Source organism: Methylobacterium sp. P3_A11 (genome assembly GCF_056403155.1).
This window is the reverse complement of record NZ_JBFUGA010000004.1, coordinates 77414-92109: the sequence shown is the minus strand read 5'-3', so window position 1 is coordinate 92109 and position 14696 is coordinate 77414. Positions and strand designations below refer to the sequence as shown.

Annotated in this window: 13 protein-coding genes; 6 read left to right on the top strand and 7 right to left on the bottom strand. The window is 71.3% G+C overall.

Annotated elements, in window-relative coordinates; genetic code table 11:
* Window positions 1-117: 117 nt before the first annotated feature.
* From AC1DXK_RS02495 to AC1DXK_RS02475, 5 genes are all read right to left on the bottom strand, one after another.
* Window positions 118-345: a F0F1 ATP synthase subunit C gene (locus AC1DXK_RS02495; RefSeq protein ID WP_007566773.1), complete on the bottom strand. Its 228-nt coding sequence runs from the start codon at window positions 343-345 to the stop codon at window positions 118-120.
* A gap of 75 nt (window positions 346-420) precedes the next feature.
* On the bottom strand, window positions 421-1176 hold the full coding sequence (locus AC1DXK_RS02490) for a F0F1 ATP synthase subunit A (protein WP_457105745.1): 756 nt from the start codon (window positions 1174-1176) through the stop codon (window positions 421-423).
* Window positions 1177-1250: 74 nt separating this feature from the next.
* A complete protein-coding gene (locus AC1DXK_RS02485; RefSeq protein WP_457105744.1) occupies window positions 1251-1625 on the bottom strand; it encodes an AtpZ/AtpI family protein in 375 nt (124 codons plus the stop codon).
* 191 nt (window positions 1626-1816) lie between these two features.
* Entirely contained in the window at window positions 1817-2461 is a 645-nt protein-coding gene (locus tag AC1DXK_RS02480; RefSeq protein ID WP_457105743.1) for a DsbA family protein, read from the bottom strand.
* Between the two features lie 89 nt (window positions 2462-2550).
* Entirely contained in the window at window positions 2551-3033 is a 483-nt protein-coding gene (locus AC1DXK_RS02475; protein ID WP_457105742.1) for a DUF721 domain-containing protein, read from the bottom strand.
* 133 nt (window positions 3034-3166) lie between these two features.
* On the opposite strand from AC1DXK_RS02475, the gene mutY reads away from it, so the two are divergent.
* On the top strand, window positions 3167-4510 hold the full coding sequence (gene mutY / locus AC1DXK_RS02470; RefSeq protein ID WP_477296726.1) for an A/G-specific adenine glycosylase: 1344 nt from the start codon (window positions 3167-3169) through the stop codon (window positions 4508-4510).
* Window positions 4511-4616: 106 nt separating this feature from the next.
* Here mutY and AC1DXK_RS02465 read toward each other — a convergent pair whose 3' ends face one another.
* Window positions 4617-5807 (bottom strand): site-specific DNA-methyltransferase, encoded by a 1191-nt coding sequence (locus tag AC1DXK_RS02465; protein WP_457105740.1) that lies wholly within the window; start codon window positions 5805-5807, stop codon window positions 4617-4619.
* A gap of 585 nt (window positions 5808-6392) precedes the next feature.
* On the opposite strand from AC1DXK_RS02465, the gene AC1DXK_RS02460 reads away from it, so the two are divergent.
* The 5 genes from AC1DXK_RS02460 (at window position 6393) to AC1DXK_RS02440 (ending at window position 10915) form a co-directional block, all read left to right on the top strand.
* The gene (locus AC1DXK_RS02460) at window positions 6393-6743 is read left to right on the top strand and encodes a septal ring lytic transglycosylase RlpA family protein (protein ID WP_457105739.1); all 351 of its coding nucleotides are present in this window, start codon (window positions 6393-6395) and stop codon (window positions 6741-6743) included.
* A 123-nt stretch (window positions 6744-6866) separates the two neighbouring features.
* A complete protein-coding gene (locus AC1DXK_RS02455) occupies window positions 6867-7181 on the top strand; it encodes a polyhydroxyalkanoic acid system family protein (protein WP_457105738.1) in 315 nt (104 codons plus the stop codon).
* 80 nt (window positions 7182-7261) lie between these two features.
* The gene (locus tag AC1DXK_RS02450; protein WP_457105737.1) at window positions 7262-7498 is read left to right on the top strand and encodes a hypothetical protein; all 237 of its coding nucleotides are present in this window, start codon (window positions 7262-7264) and stop codon (window positions 7496-7498) included.
* 67 nt (window positions 7499-7565) lie between these two features.
* Window positions 7566-9368, top strand: coding sequence for an ATP-binding cassette domain-containing protein (locus AC1DXK_RS02445; protein WP_457105736.1), 1803 nt, complete (start codon window positions 7566-7568; stop codon window positions 9366-9368).
* A 44-nt stretch (window positions 9369-9412) separates the two neighbouring features.
* Window positions 9413-10915 carry a carboxypeptidase M32 gene (locus AC1DXK_RS02440; RefSeq protein ID WP_457105735.1) on the top strand — a complete coding sequence of 501 codons (1503 nt, stop codon included), beginning with the start codon at window positions 9413-9415 and terminating at the stop codon, window positions 10913-10915.
* Between the two features lie 295 nt (window positions 10916-11210).
* Here the strand turns inward: AC1DXK_RS02440 and AC1DXK_RS02435 are convergent, their stop codons facing one another.
* Window positions 11211-14687 (bottom strand): ATP-binding protein, encoded by a 3477-nt coding sequence (locus AC1DXK_RS02435; protein WP_457105734.1) that lies wholly within the window; start codon window positions 14685-14687, stop codon window positions 11211-11213.
* Window positions 14688-14696: the final 9 nt, after the last annotated feature.

Below are 14696 nucleotides of genomic sequence, written 5' to 3'. Positions count from 1 at the left end.
TAGGTCACCGCGGCGCGGTGACCGAAGAAGGCGGACGCCCCGTCAGGGAGCGCCCACCCGTTCGTCGGGTGTCGGACACCCGTTGGAGACCGCGGGAACCGCGGCCTCCGGCGCCGATCAGACGGCGAAGAGCAGCAGCAGGGCGATCAGCAGCGAGAAGATGCCGAGCGCCTCGGTGAGGGCGAAGCCCAGGAGCAGCGTGGCGCGCTGGCCGTCGGCCGCGGAGGGGTTGCGAAGGGCGCCGGCAAGGAACTGACCGAACAGGTTGCCGAGGCCGATGCCCGCACCCGCCATGCCGAGGCAAGCGAGGCCGGCGCCGATGTACTTCGCAGCGACGGGATCCATGGTAACTCCTGAGGTCTCTTCAGATCGAAACGTGCAGTGACGTTTGCGGCGGGTGGAGCCGGCCAGGTCTGGTGACTAGTGGCCGGGGTGAAGGGCGTCGTTCAGGTAGATCGCCGTCAGCGTCGCGAAGACGTAGGCCTGAAGCGCCGCAACGAGGAATTCGAGAGCGGTCAGCGCGATCGTCAGGAACAGCGGAAGCGGCGATAGCACGCTCCATGCACCCGCGAGAAGAAGCTGGACCACGAAGAACGCGAAGATCTTCATCGCGATGTGTCCGGCCAGCATGTTGGCGAACAGACGGACCGACAGGCTGATCGGGCGCGAGATGAACGAGATGATCTCGATCGGCACCAGGATCGCCAGCAGCACCTTCGGCACGCCCGACGGCACGAAAAGGCCGAAGAAGTGGGTGCCGTGCTTCATCACGCCGAAGATCACTACGGTGGAGATCACGAGGGCGGCGAGACCGAAGGTGACGATCAGGTGGCTGGTCACCGCGAAGGCGTAGGGGATCATGCCGAACAGGTTCAGGATCAGCACGAACATGAACAGCGAGAACACCAGCGGCATGAACCGCTTGCCGCCGTCGCCGGTGGCTTGGTGCAGCGTGTCGGCGATGAATTCGTAGAAGATCTCGGCCAGCGACTGCATGCGGCCCGGCACCACCGAGCGCGAGGCGGTCGCCACGATGGTGATCAGCGCGATCACGCCGACGGCGGCGAACATGTAGAGGGCGGATTGCGTGAACGCGAGTTGCTGATGGCCGATATGGCCGAGCGAGACGAGCGGCTTCAGCTCGAACTGCTCGATCGGGTCGATCGTGACCGCCATTCCCGCTTCCGCCCTTCTTGTCCGGCGCGCCGACGGATGTCGGCCGCCCCACATTCCCTACCGATCGGCGCGCCTTATGGCTCCTGCCGATCGCGCCGTCCCGGACGCGCGCCGGCGAAACCCGACACCCGCATCACGTTGTAGATCCCCGCCACGAACCCCAGCATCAGGAGGACGATCAGACCCCAGGGCTTCGTCCCGAAGACATGATCGACGATCCAGCCGAGTACGCCCCCCGCGATCACGCCCGCAACGAACTCCGTGGAGATCGTCATGGCCTGGCCCAGCGAGGATGGCCCGCCGTTCCGAGGGCGCGTGGAAGGATCGGGAGCAGCCTGCGGCCGCTTCCGTTCGATCTGCGTCTCGAGACGTCTGAGCCTCGCGGAGAGTTCGCTGTCCGTCGGCGTCTGCTCGGTCCCTTTCCCGTCCCTCGGGTCGTCGCCGTTCACGGCTCAAAGCTCATCGGGCGGGAGGATCTGGAACCGGCTGGACACCCCCAGCAAGCGGGGCGCACCATAGTTTCGCCTATCTTGAGTGTCAAGGCGAGCCCCATACACGGTAAGTCTTTGATTTTGAGTTGGTATTTCAGCTTCGAGCGCGGCGCCGCAACCGCGCTTCTCACGAGGCTGCGAGTGGGCGATCAGGCACCGATGAGCGGCTTGATCACCTTCTCCATGCCCTCGACGGTCATCTCGCCGGTGTAGCGCTCGCCGTTGATGAAGAAGGTCGGCGTGGAATCGACCTTGAACACGTCGAGGCCGCGCTGCTTCACGGCATTGACCGCGCCGTAGACCTTCTGGTCCTTCAGGCAGGCCTCGAAGGTCTGCTTGTTGTAGCCGGCCTGCCGCAGCATCTGCTCCAGGGCATCCACCGGCTTCGGGGTGAAGGCCCAGGCCGGCTGCTGGTCGAACAGCAGGTCGGTGATCGGATAATATTTGGCATCGCCCTCGCAGCGCGCCAGCATGAAGGCCGCGGTGGCGAGGGGGTCCAGGGGGAACTCGCGGAGCGTGAACCGCACCTTGCCGGTGTCGATGTAGCGCTCCTTCAGCGTCGGCCATGTGGTCCGGTGGAAGGCGGCGCAATGCGAGCAGGTCATCGAGGCATACTCGATGATCGTGCATTTGGCATCCGCCGGGCCGAGCCAGACATCGCCCAGCGGGCCGGGCTGGAGCAGCGCGGCCATGTCGGTGCCCTGCGCCTGGGCGCCGCGCGAGAGGTAGGGCAGGGCGAGGCCGGCGCCGAGGGCGAGGCCGGAAAACTTGAGAGCGTCGCGTCGCGTCGTCATCGGGCAGGCTCCGCCGGATTGAACACTCATGGCGTCCGGATGCGGGTACTCGGGCGCGACCGTCCTGGCAAGGTGACCGAATCGACTGCTCACCGCTCCGGGCGCGTCGCCACGGCGGCGGTGCCGAGTCGGTCGAGGGCGGCGCGCAGGCCGTCATCGGCGATCCCCGCCACGGCGCGCTGGACTTCGCTGGCGGCGGCCGGATCGATGCGGGCGCGCGACGGGGTGCGCCCGAGGCGCCCGACCCGGTCCTGCTGCAGCACGATGCGGGAGACGCAGGCCCAGCCGTAATGGGCGTTGATCCGCTGGATCACCACGGGGGCGAGGTGCTGCAGTTCGAGGGCGAAGACACCCTCCACGCGCACCACCAACGTCCCGGATTCGGGGGCRTCGGCCTCCTTCCGGCGGCGCCTCGGCCATTCGAGCTTCGAGGGCCGGCAATAGCGCGCGAGCCGCTCGCCGACGATCTCCGGCCAAGCGGCCAGGATGTCGGTCGAGGCGAAGCCTTGCGCCGCGAAGGCGGGCCCGATGCAACCCTCGATCAGTTCGGCCAGCGGTTTGACGCGCGCCATGGTGGTTCCGGCCCTGTGGATCCGCGCAGGTTAGCGCAGGATGGTTGACGAAGGGAGGACGCAGCCGCGCTTTCGCCGCCCTATGATCGAAGCGGGGCACCGGCTATGCAGCGCGACCCCTGTCGACCTGCTCATGCCGCTTCGCACCGCCACGGATCCCGAGCCCGGTCCCGGACCGAGCGCCGTAGACCTGCTCGCCTGGTACGACCGGCATCGGCGCGTGCTGCCCTGGCGTTCGCGCGCCGGTGAGGTGCCCGATCCCTACCGGGTCTGGCTCTCCGAGGTCATGCTGCAGCAGACGACGATCGCGGCGGTGAAGCCGTATTTCGAGCGCTTCCTGACTCGTTTCCCCGACGTCTTCGCCTTGGCCGAGGCCCCCGATGAGGCCGTGATGGCGGCCTGGGCCGGCCTCGGCTACTATTCCCGTGCGCGCAATCTCCATGCCTGCGCGAGGGCGGTCGCGGCGGGCGGCGGGCGGTTTCCGGACACGGCCGAAGGACTGCGCAAGCTCCCGGGGATCGGCGCCTACACGGCGGGCGCGATCGCAGCGATCGCCTTCGACCGGCCGGAGGCCGCCGTCGACGGCAACGTCGAACGCGTCCTGAGCCGGGCCTATGCGATTGACGCGCCGCTGCCGGGCAGCCGGCCGGAGATCCGCCGCCTGACCCAGGCGCTGGTACCCGACGACAGGCCGGGCGACTTCGCCCAGGCGCTCATGGATCTCGGCGCAACGATCTGCACGCCCAAGCGTCCCGCCTGCGCGCTCTGCCCCTGGATGGCGCCCTGCCGAGCCCGGGCGCTGGGCACCCAGGAGACCTTCCCGCGCAAGATCAGGGTCGCCAAGGGGGCGCTCCGGCGCGGCGCGGCCTTCGTCGCGATCCGCAGCGGCGATGAGGCGGTGCTGTTGCGGACGCGGGCACCCGAGGGCCTGCTCGGCAACATGGCCGAGCCTCCGGGCAGCGCCTGGGAGCCGGGCTACGATCTGGCGGCCGCGCTGCTGGACGCCCCCCTCGACGCCCGCTGGAAGCGGGTTCCGGGGCTCGTGCGCCACGGCTTCACGCATTTCCCGCTGGAACTGACGGTGTTCGCGGCGCGGGTGGCCCTGTCGACGCCGGCGCCCGCCGGCATGCGCTTCACGCCGGGCAGCGCCCTCGACGCGGAGCCGCTGCCCGGCCTGATGCGGAAGGTCCTGGCCCACGCCTTCGACCCGAAGCCGGAGCCCGAGAAGAAGTCGCGGGGCCGTCCCCGAAAGGAGCCGCCGCCGATGCCGCTGTTGGCCGCGATGGAGGCCCCTGTCTCGATGCCGGATCCCGAGCCGCGCCCGAGCGTCCGGGCCGTACCCAAGCCGCGGCCTAAGCCGGCACCCCCGCCGCCACCCGAGGCGGACGATCTGCTCGAGGGGGAGGTGGAGCAACCGGTTGCTCCGGCGCGTGCCCGATCGTCGGCCCGGCGGACGGGGCCGGCCCGGAAGCGGTAGCACCACCGTCATCGCCAGCGGAGCGACGCGACCCAGGGCAGCGCGACACCGACAGGCGTGGCGCCGACTGGGTTGCTTCGCTCGGCTCGCAAAACTGGAGCGGATGTCAGCCGTTCGCCATCGCCTGCCGGAGGCCGGCCCGATAGCTGTCGATCACCACCGGCCTGCCGCCGCGCTCGACATGCCAGAAGGTCCAGCCGTTGCAGGCCGGCAGGCCCTGGACCAGGGCACCGATCTTGTGGATCGAGCCGATGACGAGGCCGTTGTCGAGTTGGCCGTCCGGGCGCACCGTGGCGCGGAACCGGCGGCGCTCGTCGGTCACGGTCTCGCCCGGCCGGATATGACCCGCCTCGATCACCGAGAGGAACGGTACCCGCGGCTCGGCCCGCTTGGTCGGCGCCACCATCAGGGCGGCCTTCGACAGGGTCTCGACACCCGCGATCCGTGCACGCGCCGCCTCGGCGTAGGTGGCCTCGCGCTCGATGCCGATGAACCGTCGCCCGAGGCGCTTGGCGACGGCGCCGGTGGTGCCGGTGCCGAAGAACGGGTCGAGCACAACGTCGCCGGGATTGGTTGCGGCCAGCAGCGTCCGGGCGAGCAGCGCCTCGGGCTTCTGGGTCGGGTGGACCTTGCGGCCGTCCGAATCCTTCAGCCGCTCGTCGCCGGTGCAGAGGGGGATGAACCAGTCCGAGCGCATCTGGAGGTCCTCGTTCCCCCCCTTCAGCGCCTCGTAATGGAACGTGTAGCCCTTGGATTCCGCCGAGCGCGAGGCCCAGATCAGGGTCTCGTGGGCATTGGTGAAGCGCTTGCCGCGGAAGTTCGGCATCGGGTTGGCCTTGCGCCAGACGATATCGTTGAGGATCCAGTAACCGAGATCCTGCAACGCGCTCCCGACCCGGAAGATGTTGTGGTATGACCCGATCACCCAGAGGGTCGCGTTCGGCTTCATCACGCGGCGACAGGCGGCGAGCCAGTCCCGGGTGAAGGCGTCGTAGGCCTCGAAGGTGGCGAACTTGTCCCAGTCGTCGTCGACCGCGTCGACGCGGCTCTGGTCCGGGCGCAGGAGGCCGGCCTCACCGAGCTGGAGGTTGTAGGGCGGGTCGGCGAACACGCAGTCGACGCTCGACGCCGGAAGGGCGTTCATTGCCGCAATGCAATCCCCGACGAGAACCTGGTCGAGGGGCAGAGAACGCTGGGCGGGTACGAGACCCATCCGTGGCGCCAACGCGGGCCGCCCGGCACGCGAGACCTGTTTCCGGGCGACGGCGTCGGCAGCCACGGTACGCGGGGAAGCCATGGCAAACACCGGTTACGCGACTGACCGGCAGACCATGCCCCGGATACGGTAAAGGTCGCGTTGTCGGATTCGGCCGCCGGGCGTCCCGTTCTGGGGCTGCAGATTTTGCCGATCACGCGGCCGGGCAGTGTTCGGACAGATTAAACGACGGTTACCGTCGCGCTCTAGACAGGCCGCACGCCACGGGACGCGGGTTCGTCTGCGCACACCCGGGCACTCCGGCAGACTGTCCTTCCCAAACAGCCAGGCATGACAATCATCGCCGCCGGTGGCCCGACCGCGCGTCGCGCGTCCACCTCAGCGGGATGCAGGGTCACCGTCAGTGCAGACCTCAGGAAATTCGGCCTATTCACCGCCTCCATAAGCCGGCACGCGCAGATCTTGCGAAATACATGCGACGACGGACCGATGCACAGCTGGCAACAAGAGCGGAAATAAACTGTAACAAACGCCCATGTATTCAGAATGACCAGGAAAAAAAGGACCAAAATGTGACGTCGTCCGACCAAAAAATCCCGCCATAATCCGGCCGACTTCCGACACGACTGGCGCCGCCCCGACAACAACACAGGGAATGCGTCGAGAATGTCGTTTGGTTTCGGAAAGCTCGTTGTCTCGCTTGGAATGCTGTCCACCGTCGTCGGAACAAGCCTCCCAGCCGCCGCGCAGAGCGGAGCGGCCTCCTGGTACGGGAGCGGCCATCGCACCGCAAACGGTGAGCATTTCAACCCCAACGGACTGACCGCCGCCCATCGCAGTCTGCCCTTCGGCACGCGCGTCCGCGTCGAGAACAAGCGGACCGGCCGTTCGGTCGTGGTGCGCATCAACGACCGCGGTCCCTTCGTGCGCGGCCGCATCATCGATCTGTCGCGCGGCTCTGCCCGCGCCCTGGGCATGGGCGGCACGACCTACGTGTCGCTGCAGGTCGTGCACTGAGCCAATCGAGCATCATGCGGTGCCCGGCCGCCCYCGTCCCGAGAGGGCGGGGGCGGCCCGGGCGTTGTCTGCCGCGCCCTGAGGCCCCATCTGCTGCCGGGTTCAGCCCCGGATCAGCCGCCCATGCCCAAGCCCCTCATCGTCGACATCCCGCATGACCTCGGCCGCGACGAGGCCAAGCGGCGCCTGGAACAGGGGACCGAGCAGGCGCGGGCGTTCCTGGCCAAGAGCGGCATCGCGGTGGATCAGCTCGCCTGGACGGGCGACCGGCTCGATTTCGGCGTATCCGCCATGGCGCAGAAGATCGCCGGCACGATCGACGTGGGTGCTGAGAGCGTGCGGCTGGAGGTGAAGCTGCCGTTCCTGCTCGCCCTGTTCGCCGAGAAGATCCAGAAGGTGGCGAGCAAGGAGGGCAACCTCCTGTTGACCAAGAAGTAGGAGCCCGGAACCGGATCGGCCGGGCCTTGTTTCCGCCGGACCGGTGCGGGTTCGCACCGTCGGTCTCGCGGAGGATAACGGTGCCCGACTTCACCCTCGCCGATCCGGGGCAGGTCCCCGAGGTGCCGCCGCAGCCGGCTCCGGTGCCGGACCGCCCCTACGATCCGCCCCAGGCGCCGACGCAGCCGCCCGGTCCGGAAATTCCCGGGAACAGCCCGACCGAGTCGCCCGGCATCCAGCCCCCCGAGATTCCGGTCAGCGATCCGGGCGTGCCGGAGATCAGCCCGCCCACAGGGCCGGCCAATCCGATTGCCTGAACGGGCGCGGGTCGCGCGGGGCGGGACCGTTTGAACAGGCCGCCCCGCGCTGCCATAAGCCCCGCCCATGGCCGCTCCCCCGCTTCTCACCCTCCAGGACGTCGCGCTGACTTTCGGCGGCACGCCGCTGATCACCCGCGCAGACCTCGCCATCGCGCCGGGCGAGCGGACCTGCCTCGTCGGCCGGAACGGGTCCGGCAAGTCGACGCTGATGAAGATCGCCGCGGGCTTGGTCGAGCCCGACAGGGGCCGGCGCTTCATCCAGCCCGGTACCACGATCCGCTATCTCGCCCAGGAACCCGATTTCTCGGGCTTCGCCACCACCCTCGATTTCGTCGAGGCGGGCCTGCCGCCGGGCGAATCCACTCACCGCGCCCGCTACCTGCTGGAAAGCCTGGGGCTCACCGGCACCGAGGATCCGGGCACGCTGTCGGGCGGCGAGGGGCGGCGCACCGCGCTCGCCCAGGCGCTCGCCCCCGAACCCGACGTGCTGCTCCTCGACGAGCCCACCAACCACCTCGACCTGCCGGCGATCGAGTGGCTCGAAGCGGAGCTGAAGGGGACCCGCGCGGCCCTCGTACTGATCAGCCACGACCGGCGCTTCCTCTCGGCCCTGTCGCGGGCGACGATCTGGCTCGACCGCGGCGAGACCCGGCGGATCGACCAGGGCTTCTCCAGTTTCGAGGCATGGCGCGACGCCTTCTTCGAGGAGGAGGAGCGGGAGCAGCACAAGCTCGACCGCAAGATCGTCGCCGAGGAGCACTGGCTGCGCTACGGCGTCACCGCCCGGCGCAAGCGCAATGTCCGCCGCCTCGGCAATCTGCACGCGTTGCGCCAGGACCGCCGCGAGGTGCGCCGCCCGGTGGGCAGCGTCAGCATGCAGGCCTCCGACGCGGAATCCTCGGGCAGCCTCGTGGTCGAGGCCCGCGACATCGGGAAACGCTATGGTGACCGGACGATCGTCGACGGCCTGTCCCTTCGGGTGATGCGCGGTGACCGGCTCGGCATCGTCGGGGCGAACGGCGCCGGAAAGAGCACGCTGATCAATCTGCTGATGGGCCGGCTCGCGCCGGATTCCGGACAGGTCGTGCTGGGCACCAACCTGCTCCCGGTGGTGCTCGACCAGGCCCGGGCCGTTCTGGAGCCGGGCATGACCGTGACCGACGTGCTCACCGGCGGACGCGGCGACAGCGTCATCGTCAACGGCCAGAGCCGGCATGTGATCGGCTATCTCAAGGACTTCCTGTTCGCCCCCGAGCAGGCGCGCACGCCGGTCTCGGTGCTGTCCGGCGGCGAGCGCAACCGGTTGCTGATCGCCCGGGCGCTGGCCCAGCCGGCCAATCTCCTGGTGCTCGACGAGCCCACCAACGACCTCGACCTGGAGACCCTCGACCTGCTGCAGGAGATGTTGGGCGACTACCAGGGCACGCTGATCCTGGTGAGCCACGACCGCGACTTCCTGGACCGCGTGGCCGGCAGCGTGCTGGTGTCCGAGGGATCCGGCCGCTGGGTCGAGTATGCCGGCGGCTACAGCGACATGCTGGTCCAGCGGGGGCAGGGCGTCGAGGCGCGGAGCGTCGCCCCGAAAGCCAGGGAGCCGCGGGAGCGGACCTCCGCGCCGGCGGCCCAACCGGCCGGAAAGCCCAAGCTCGGGTTCAAGGATCAGCACGAGCTGAAGACGCTCCCGGCCCGCATCGAGAAGCTCGAGGCCGCGATCGGGCAGTTGAAAGCGATTCTGGCCGACCCCGACCTCTACGCCCGCGACCCCGCCCGCTTCGACAAGGCCTCGGCCATGCTGGCCCAGGCCGAAACCGAGCTGTCGCAGGCGGAGGATCGCTGGCTGGAGCTGGAGATGCTGCAGGCGGGCTGAATGCCGCCGCGCATCCTGCGAGACGAGACCGCACCGGAGAACGCATGAGCGCCTATCAGACCCTCGAACAGCGCTTCGCGCGCCTCGCCGCTCTCGAAGGCGCGGCCGGGATCCTCGGCTGGGACGCGCAGACCCTGATGCCGGACGGCGCCGCGGAGGCGCGGGGCGACCAACTCGCGATCCTGCGCGGTCTCGCCCACGAGATGCTGACGGCCCCCGCGACGGCCGAGGACCTCGACGCGGCCGAGCGGGCTGGGACCTCCGATGCGGGCCTCGATCCCTGGGCGGCCGCCAACCTGCGGGAGATGCGTCGCGCGCAGGCGCACGCCACGGCCGTCCCCCGCGACCTCGTCGAGGCCAGCTCGCGGGCCGTCTCGCGCTCCGAGATGGTCTGGCGCGAGGCGCGGCGGGACTCGGATTTCGCCAAGCTGGAACCGCATCTCGCCGAGGTGCTGCGACTCCAGCGGGAGATCGGGCAGGCGAAGGGCGCGGCCCTCGGGCTCGATCCCTACGACGCGCTCCTCGACAGCTACGATCCCGGCATGCGCCGTGCCGCGATCGACCCGCTCTTCGCGGATCTGACGGGTTGGCTGCCGGCGCTGATCGCCCGCGCCCGGGAGCTTCAGGCGTCGCGGCCGGCGCCGCTGCCGCTCGACGGCCCCTTCGACGTGGCGGTGCAGCGTGACCTCGGCTTGAAGCTGATGGAGGCGGTCGGCTTCGACTTCAGCCGCGGCCGCCTCGACATCAGCCTGCACCCGTTCTGCGGCGGCGCCACCGACGACGTCCGGATCACCACCCGCTACGACGCGGCCGATTTCGGCCGCGCCCTGATGGGCGTCCTGCACGAGACCGGCCACGCCCTCTACGAGCAGGGCCGCCCGGCTTCGTGGCGGAACCAGCCGGTGGGCTCGGCCCGGGGAATGAGCCTGCACGAGAGCCAGTCGCTCATCGTGGAGATGCAGGCGTGCCGGAGCCGGCCGTTCTTCACCTTCCTGGCGCCGCTCCTGTGCGAGGCATTCGGGCGGTCGGGGCCGGAATGGTCGTCGGAGAACCTGCACGCGCTCAACACCCGGGTCGCCCCGGGCTTCATCCGTGTGGATGCCGACGAGGCGACCTACCCGGCCCACATCCTCCTGCGCTACCGGCTGGAGACCGCGATGATCGCCGGTGACCTCGCGGTGCGCGACCTGCCGGGCGCGTTCAACGACGGCCTGCGCGAGCTCCTCGGCCTGACCGTGCCGGACGACCGGGTCGGCTGCCTGCAGGACATCCACTGGCCGAGCGGGGCCTTCGGCTACTTCCCGACCTACACGCTCGGCGCCCTGGCGGCGGCACAGCTGTTCCGCGCCGCCCGGGCGTCCGATCCGGCGCTGCCGGACTGCCTCGCGCAGGGCGATTTCGCGCCCCTGCGGACGTGGCTGCGCGCGAACGTGCACGAAGTCGGAAGCCTGCTTGAGACCGACACGCTGCTGACCCGCGCCACGGGCGCGCCGCTCGGCACGGACGCGTTCCGGGCGCATCTGGAGGCGCGGTATCTCGGGGCGTGAAGGGAGCCCCGGCAGACTGGTACGTCTGCCCGGGAGGAAACCGAGGGCGGGCTCCGCCTCTCTTTTTCCGCAACGGTCGCCGCTGTTCAAACTTCGCGGGCCGTGACGCTCGCTCCTCCCCCTTGCGGGTCCGAGTTGGAGGCAGGGTAGTGCCGGATTGAACGGGTCGGCGCCGTCCGCGCCATCCCCACTCCTGCCTCCTGCACGCGAGGGCGAGGGGGAGATGCGGAGCCGATTGCCGCTCCTCCGACGCCGCGCGCGACCATCGCGGCGCGCTTCCGCGGAGACACGGTCCCTACAGCGCCACGATGTCGACCGCGTCCCCCAGCCGCGTCCGGGCGATGTCGGCCACGTGGCGGTGGTGGGTGAACAGGATCGGCTGCACCGTGGCGCCGATCTCCGCCAGAGCATCCAGCCCGAAGCCGGTCCGCGTCTCGTCGAAGGTCGAGAACAGGTCGTCGCCGATGAACGGCGCCGGCTCGGCGCGCCCGGCGTAATCCTCCAGGTAGGCCAGCCGCAGGGCCAGGTAGAGCTGGTCCCGGGTGCCCTCGCTCATGCCCTCGATCGTCACTGTGCCGCCCCCGGCGCGCTGGCCGGCGAGCTTGGGCGTGTCGGCCTCGTCGTAGGTCTGGGCGAGCCCGGAGAACGCGCCGCCGGTGAGGGCGGCGAACAGCGCCCCCGCCCGGGCCACCAGCGGATCCTGCTGCCCGGCCCGGTGGCGGGCCACCGCCTGCCCCAGCATCAGCCCGGCGAGGCGCAGCACCGCCCAGGACCGGGCCGCCGTCTGGAGATCCGCCTCTGCGGCCTTACGATCGGCCAACGCCAGTTCGGCGCCGGTGCCGCCTTCCAGCTCTGCCCGGCGCCGCTCGGCGCGGTCGCGGTCGGCGAAGATCACCTGACCGCGCTCCGCCTGTTCGTCGGCCTCCAGCGCGAGCCGCGCCAGCTCCGCCTCGATGGCCTCCGACGCCAGCGTCGCGAGACTATCGCGCAGCTCGGCTTCGGGCACGCCGTCGGCAGCGCCCGCGAGGCTGCCGCGGAGCCGCAGATGCTCGGCGCGCAGCTGCTCCCGGGCGCTCAAGCGGGCGAACAGGATCTCGATGTCGGTCACTGCGGCCTCGGCGAGGTCCGGCAGCGCTCCCGCGACCAGCCTTCCGAGCGCCGTCCGGGCCGCGTCACGGAGGTCGGCGGCACCGCCATGGGCCGTCTCGGCCTCGTCGCGGCGGCGATCCAGCTCGGCCCGCCGGGCCTCGCGGGCCTGTGCGGCGACGAGCCGGCCGTGCAGGGTGCGGATCGCACCGGCGGGCGTCGCGTCCGCGAGGTCGGGCGCCAGGTCTCCGACGAGGGCGGCAGCGGTCGCCCGGAACCCCTCCATGTCCCGGCGGATCCCGGCCGACCGGCGCAGCAGCGCGGCGCGCTCTGCCAGGCGGTCCGGCACGGTGCGCCAAGCTTCCAGGGCACCTTCGGCCTCCTCGGGTCGCGCCGTGCCGTCCAGTCCGAGGGACAGCATCGCGGCCGCCCATTCGGTCTGCCATGCGGCGCGGCGGGACTCGGCCGCGACGAGCGCCGCCTCCAGCCGCTCGGCGGCGGCCTCGGCAGCGCGCAGCGAGCCGCCGGTCTGAAGATGGGCCTCCCAGCGGCTCGCCAGGGCGGCGACCCGCGCCTCCAGGCTTTCCAGGGCGGCGGCGACCTCCAGATCCGGCGCCGCGTCGAGCCCGGAGCGGACGCGCAGATCGGCCAGGGGTGCGCGGGCCGCCTCGATCCGAATCCGGAGACGATCCGCTTCGATCCGCTGCTCCGCGAGGCGCTGCTCGGCCTCGATCAGGTTCTCCACTTCGGCGAGCCATGCCGCCATCTCGGCCGGCGGACCGGGCACGAGCCCGGCCGGCCGCCACGCCTCCCGCCAGGCCGCCTCGCCCGCGGCGATCTCGGCGGCGAGCCCGGCGAGGATGGCATCGGCCTCGCGGGCCTCGGCCTCCTCGGCGGCGAGGCGCTCGAGATCGGCCGCATGGGCGGCGACCCGGGCGGCGTCGGCGGCCCGATCGTCCGCGATGCGGTCCGCCTCGAGCAGAGCCCGCTCGAAGGCCGCGATCTCGGCGATGGCGGCCGCGCGGCCGGCCGCGAGGGCGTCCCGGAGGGGCACGAAGGCCGCGTCACGGGTCGCCCGCACCGCGTCGAGCCGCTCCCGGGTGGCGACGGGTCGGCCGGCCTCGCGCTCGCGCAGCCGCGCCCGGGTAGCGGCGACCTGCCGGAGGGTCGCGTCGCGACGGTCGGCGGCCCGCTCGTGCTCGCGGGTCTTGGTATCGAGACTCTGCCGGTAGCGCGCCACCGTGTCGGGGCCGGGCAGGGGCGTCCGGACAAGGGCGGCAAGGTCGGCGACGGGGGCCGACAGACGCCCGGCCTGATTGCGCAGCAGCGCCGTCTCCCGGCGGATCGTGGCGTCGAGGGTCTCGTGGGCGGCGATCCGCTCGTGCAGGCGGGCGAGGGGCTTCAGGGCCTCCCGCAGGGGCGTCGGATCCCGGGTCGCGTCGGCAGCCTCCACGGCCCTGGCCAGCCGCTCCCGCTCGGCGCGTGCGGCAGTCAGGTCGCGGGCGAGCTGGTCCTCCGCGGCCGCCAGGGTCCGCGCCTCGCGGATCAGGCGCTCGATCCGGGCACGGGCGGCGTCCGGTGGCTGCCGGACCTCCAGCGCCGCGAGATCGGGCACGCCGATCCGGGCGCGCAGCCGTTCCAGATCCAGGCCGACCTTGTGGGCGTCGCCCTCGATCCGCGGCAGGTCGGTGGCCCCCTTCTCGAATTCCCGGGTGCCGCTGAACGCCGCCAGGATCTCGTCCGCCCGGTGCGTCAAGCCCGGCTCGACCGACACCGACTCGGCCTCACTGCGCGCCCGGTCCCGCGCCAAAGCCGTCCGCGCCGCCTCGGCCTCGGCGGCGCGGCAGGCGTCGAGGGCGGCGCCGAGACGGGCGATCCAGGCGGGGTCCACGTCCACGAGGTCGGCCTCGGCGGCGATGCGCGCGCCCAGCGCGTCGATCTCGGCGATGATCGGACGGACGCGCTTCAGCCGCTCCAATCGGGCGCGCGCGACCGCGATCGCCTTCTGTTCGGCCCGCAGCGCCTCGAGCTGCGCGGCGGCCGCGGTGATCTCGTCGTTCAGCGCCCGCCAGTCGCCGGCGCGCAGGCCTTTCTCGCGGACCGCACGGCGGGCGTTCTCGTGGCGCTCCAGTGCCTGGTAGAAGGTGCGGTGCTTGGCTTGGCGCGGCGCGAAGATGGCGTCGGCCTCGGCGTCGAGGGTGGTCTGCAGCTCGGTGAGTCCGCGCAGGCCCGAGCCCGCCGCGAACAGGCTGGCGCCGACCTCGCCCTCGACGTCGACCATCTCGCGCCCCCCGGCCCGGAGGCTCGCCGCGTCGAGGCCGAAGGCCCGGCAGAACACCGTCCGGGACAGGCCACCGAGGAACGGGGCGAGGGCATCGTCGGCGAGCGGCGCGTCGGCGGCGTCGATGAGGGTCCGGCTGTTGCCCTTCCGGCGGCGGAAGGACAGGCGGCGGCCGTCGGCGGCGCCGATCGCCGCGCCGAGGCGGAGCTGCGGCATGTCGTGCAGGAACGCGTAGCGGGTGGACTTCTCGAAACCGAACAGCAGGTCGGTGACCGCCGCCAGGGCGGTGCTCTTGCCGGCCTCGTTGGCGCCGAGCACCACGTGCAGGCGCGCGTCCGGCCGGAATTCGACGGTGCGGTCCGTGAAGGCGCCGTAGCGCTCCAGGGCGAGGCGGATCAGGCGCATCGGGCATCC

What these genes read in the sequence shown, in the direction of transcription:
- AC1DXK_RS02465 (WP_457105740.1), bottom strand. Translation starts at nt 5,807, where the DNA reads ATGGCTTCCCCGCGTACCGTGGCTGCCGACGCCGTCGCCCGGAAACAG.
- AC1DXK_RS02435 (WP_457105734.1), bottom strand. Translation starts at nt 14,687, where the DNA reads ATGCGCCTGATCCGCCTCGCCCTGGAGCGCTACGGCGCCTTCACGGAC.
- AC1DXK_RS02490 (WP_457105745.1), bottom strand. Translation starts at nt 1,176, where the DNA reads ATGGCGGTCACGATCGACCCGATCGAGCAGTTCGAGCTGAAGCCGCTC.
- AC1DXK_RS02440 (WP_457105735.1), top strand. Translation starts at nt 9,413, where the DNA reads ATGAGCGCCTATCAGACCCTCGAACAGCGCTTCGCGCGCCTCGCCGCT.
- AC1DXK_RS02460 (WP_457105739.1), top strand. Translation starts at nt 6,393, where the DNA reads ATGTCGTTTGGTTTCGGAAAGCTCGTTGTCTCGCTTGGAATGCTGTCC.
- AC1DXK_RS02495 (WP_007566773.1), bottom strand. Translation starts at nt 345, where the DNA reads ATGGATCCCGTCGCTGCGAAGTACATCGGCGCCGGCCTCGCTTGCCTC.
- AC1DXK_RS02480 (WP_457105743.1), bottom strand. Translation starts at nt 2,461, where the DNA reads ATGACGACGCGACGCGACGCTCTCAAGTTTTCCGGCCTCGCCCTCGGC.
- AC1DXK_RS02455 (WP_457105738.1), top strand. Translation starts at nt 6,867, where the DNA reads ATGCCCAAGCCCCTCATCGTCGACATCCCGCATGACCTCGGCCGCGAC.
- mutY (WP_477296726.1), top strand. Translation starts at nt 3,167, where the DNA reads ATGCCGCTTCGCACCGCCACGGATCCCGAGCCCGGTCCCGGACCGAGC.
- AC1DXK_RS02445 (WP_457105736.1), top strand. Translation starts at nt 7,566, where the DNA reads ATGGCCGCTCCCCCGCTTCTCACCCTCCAGGACGTCGCGCTGACTTTC.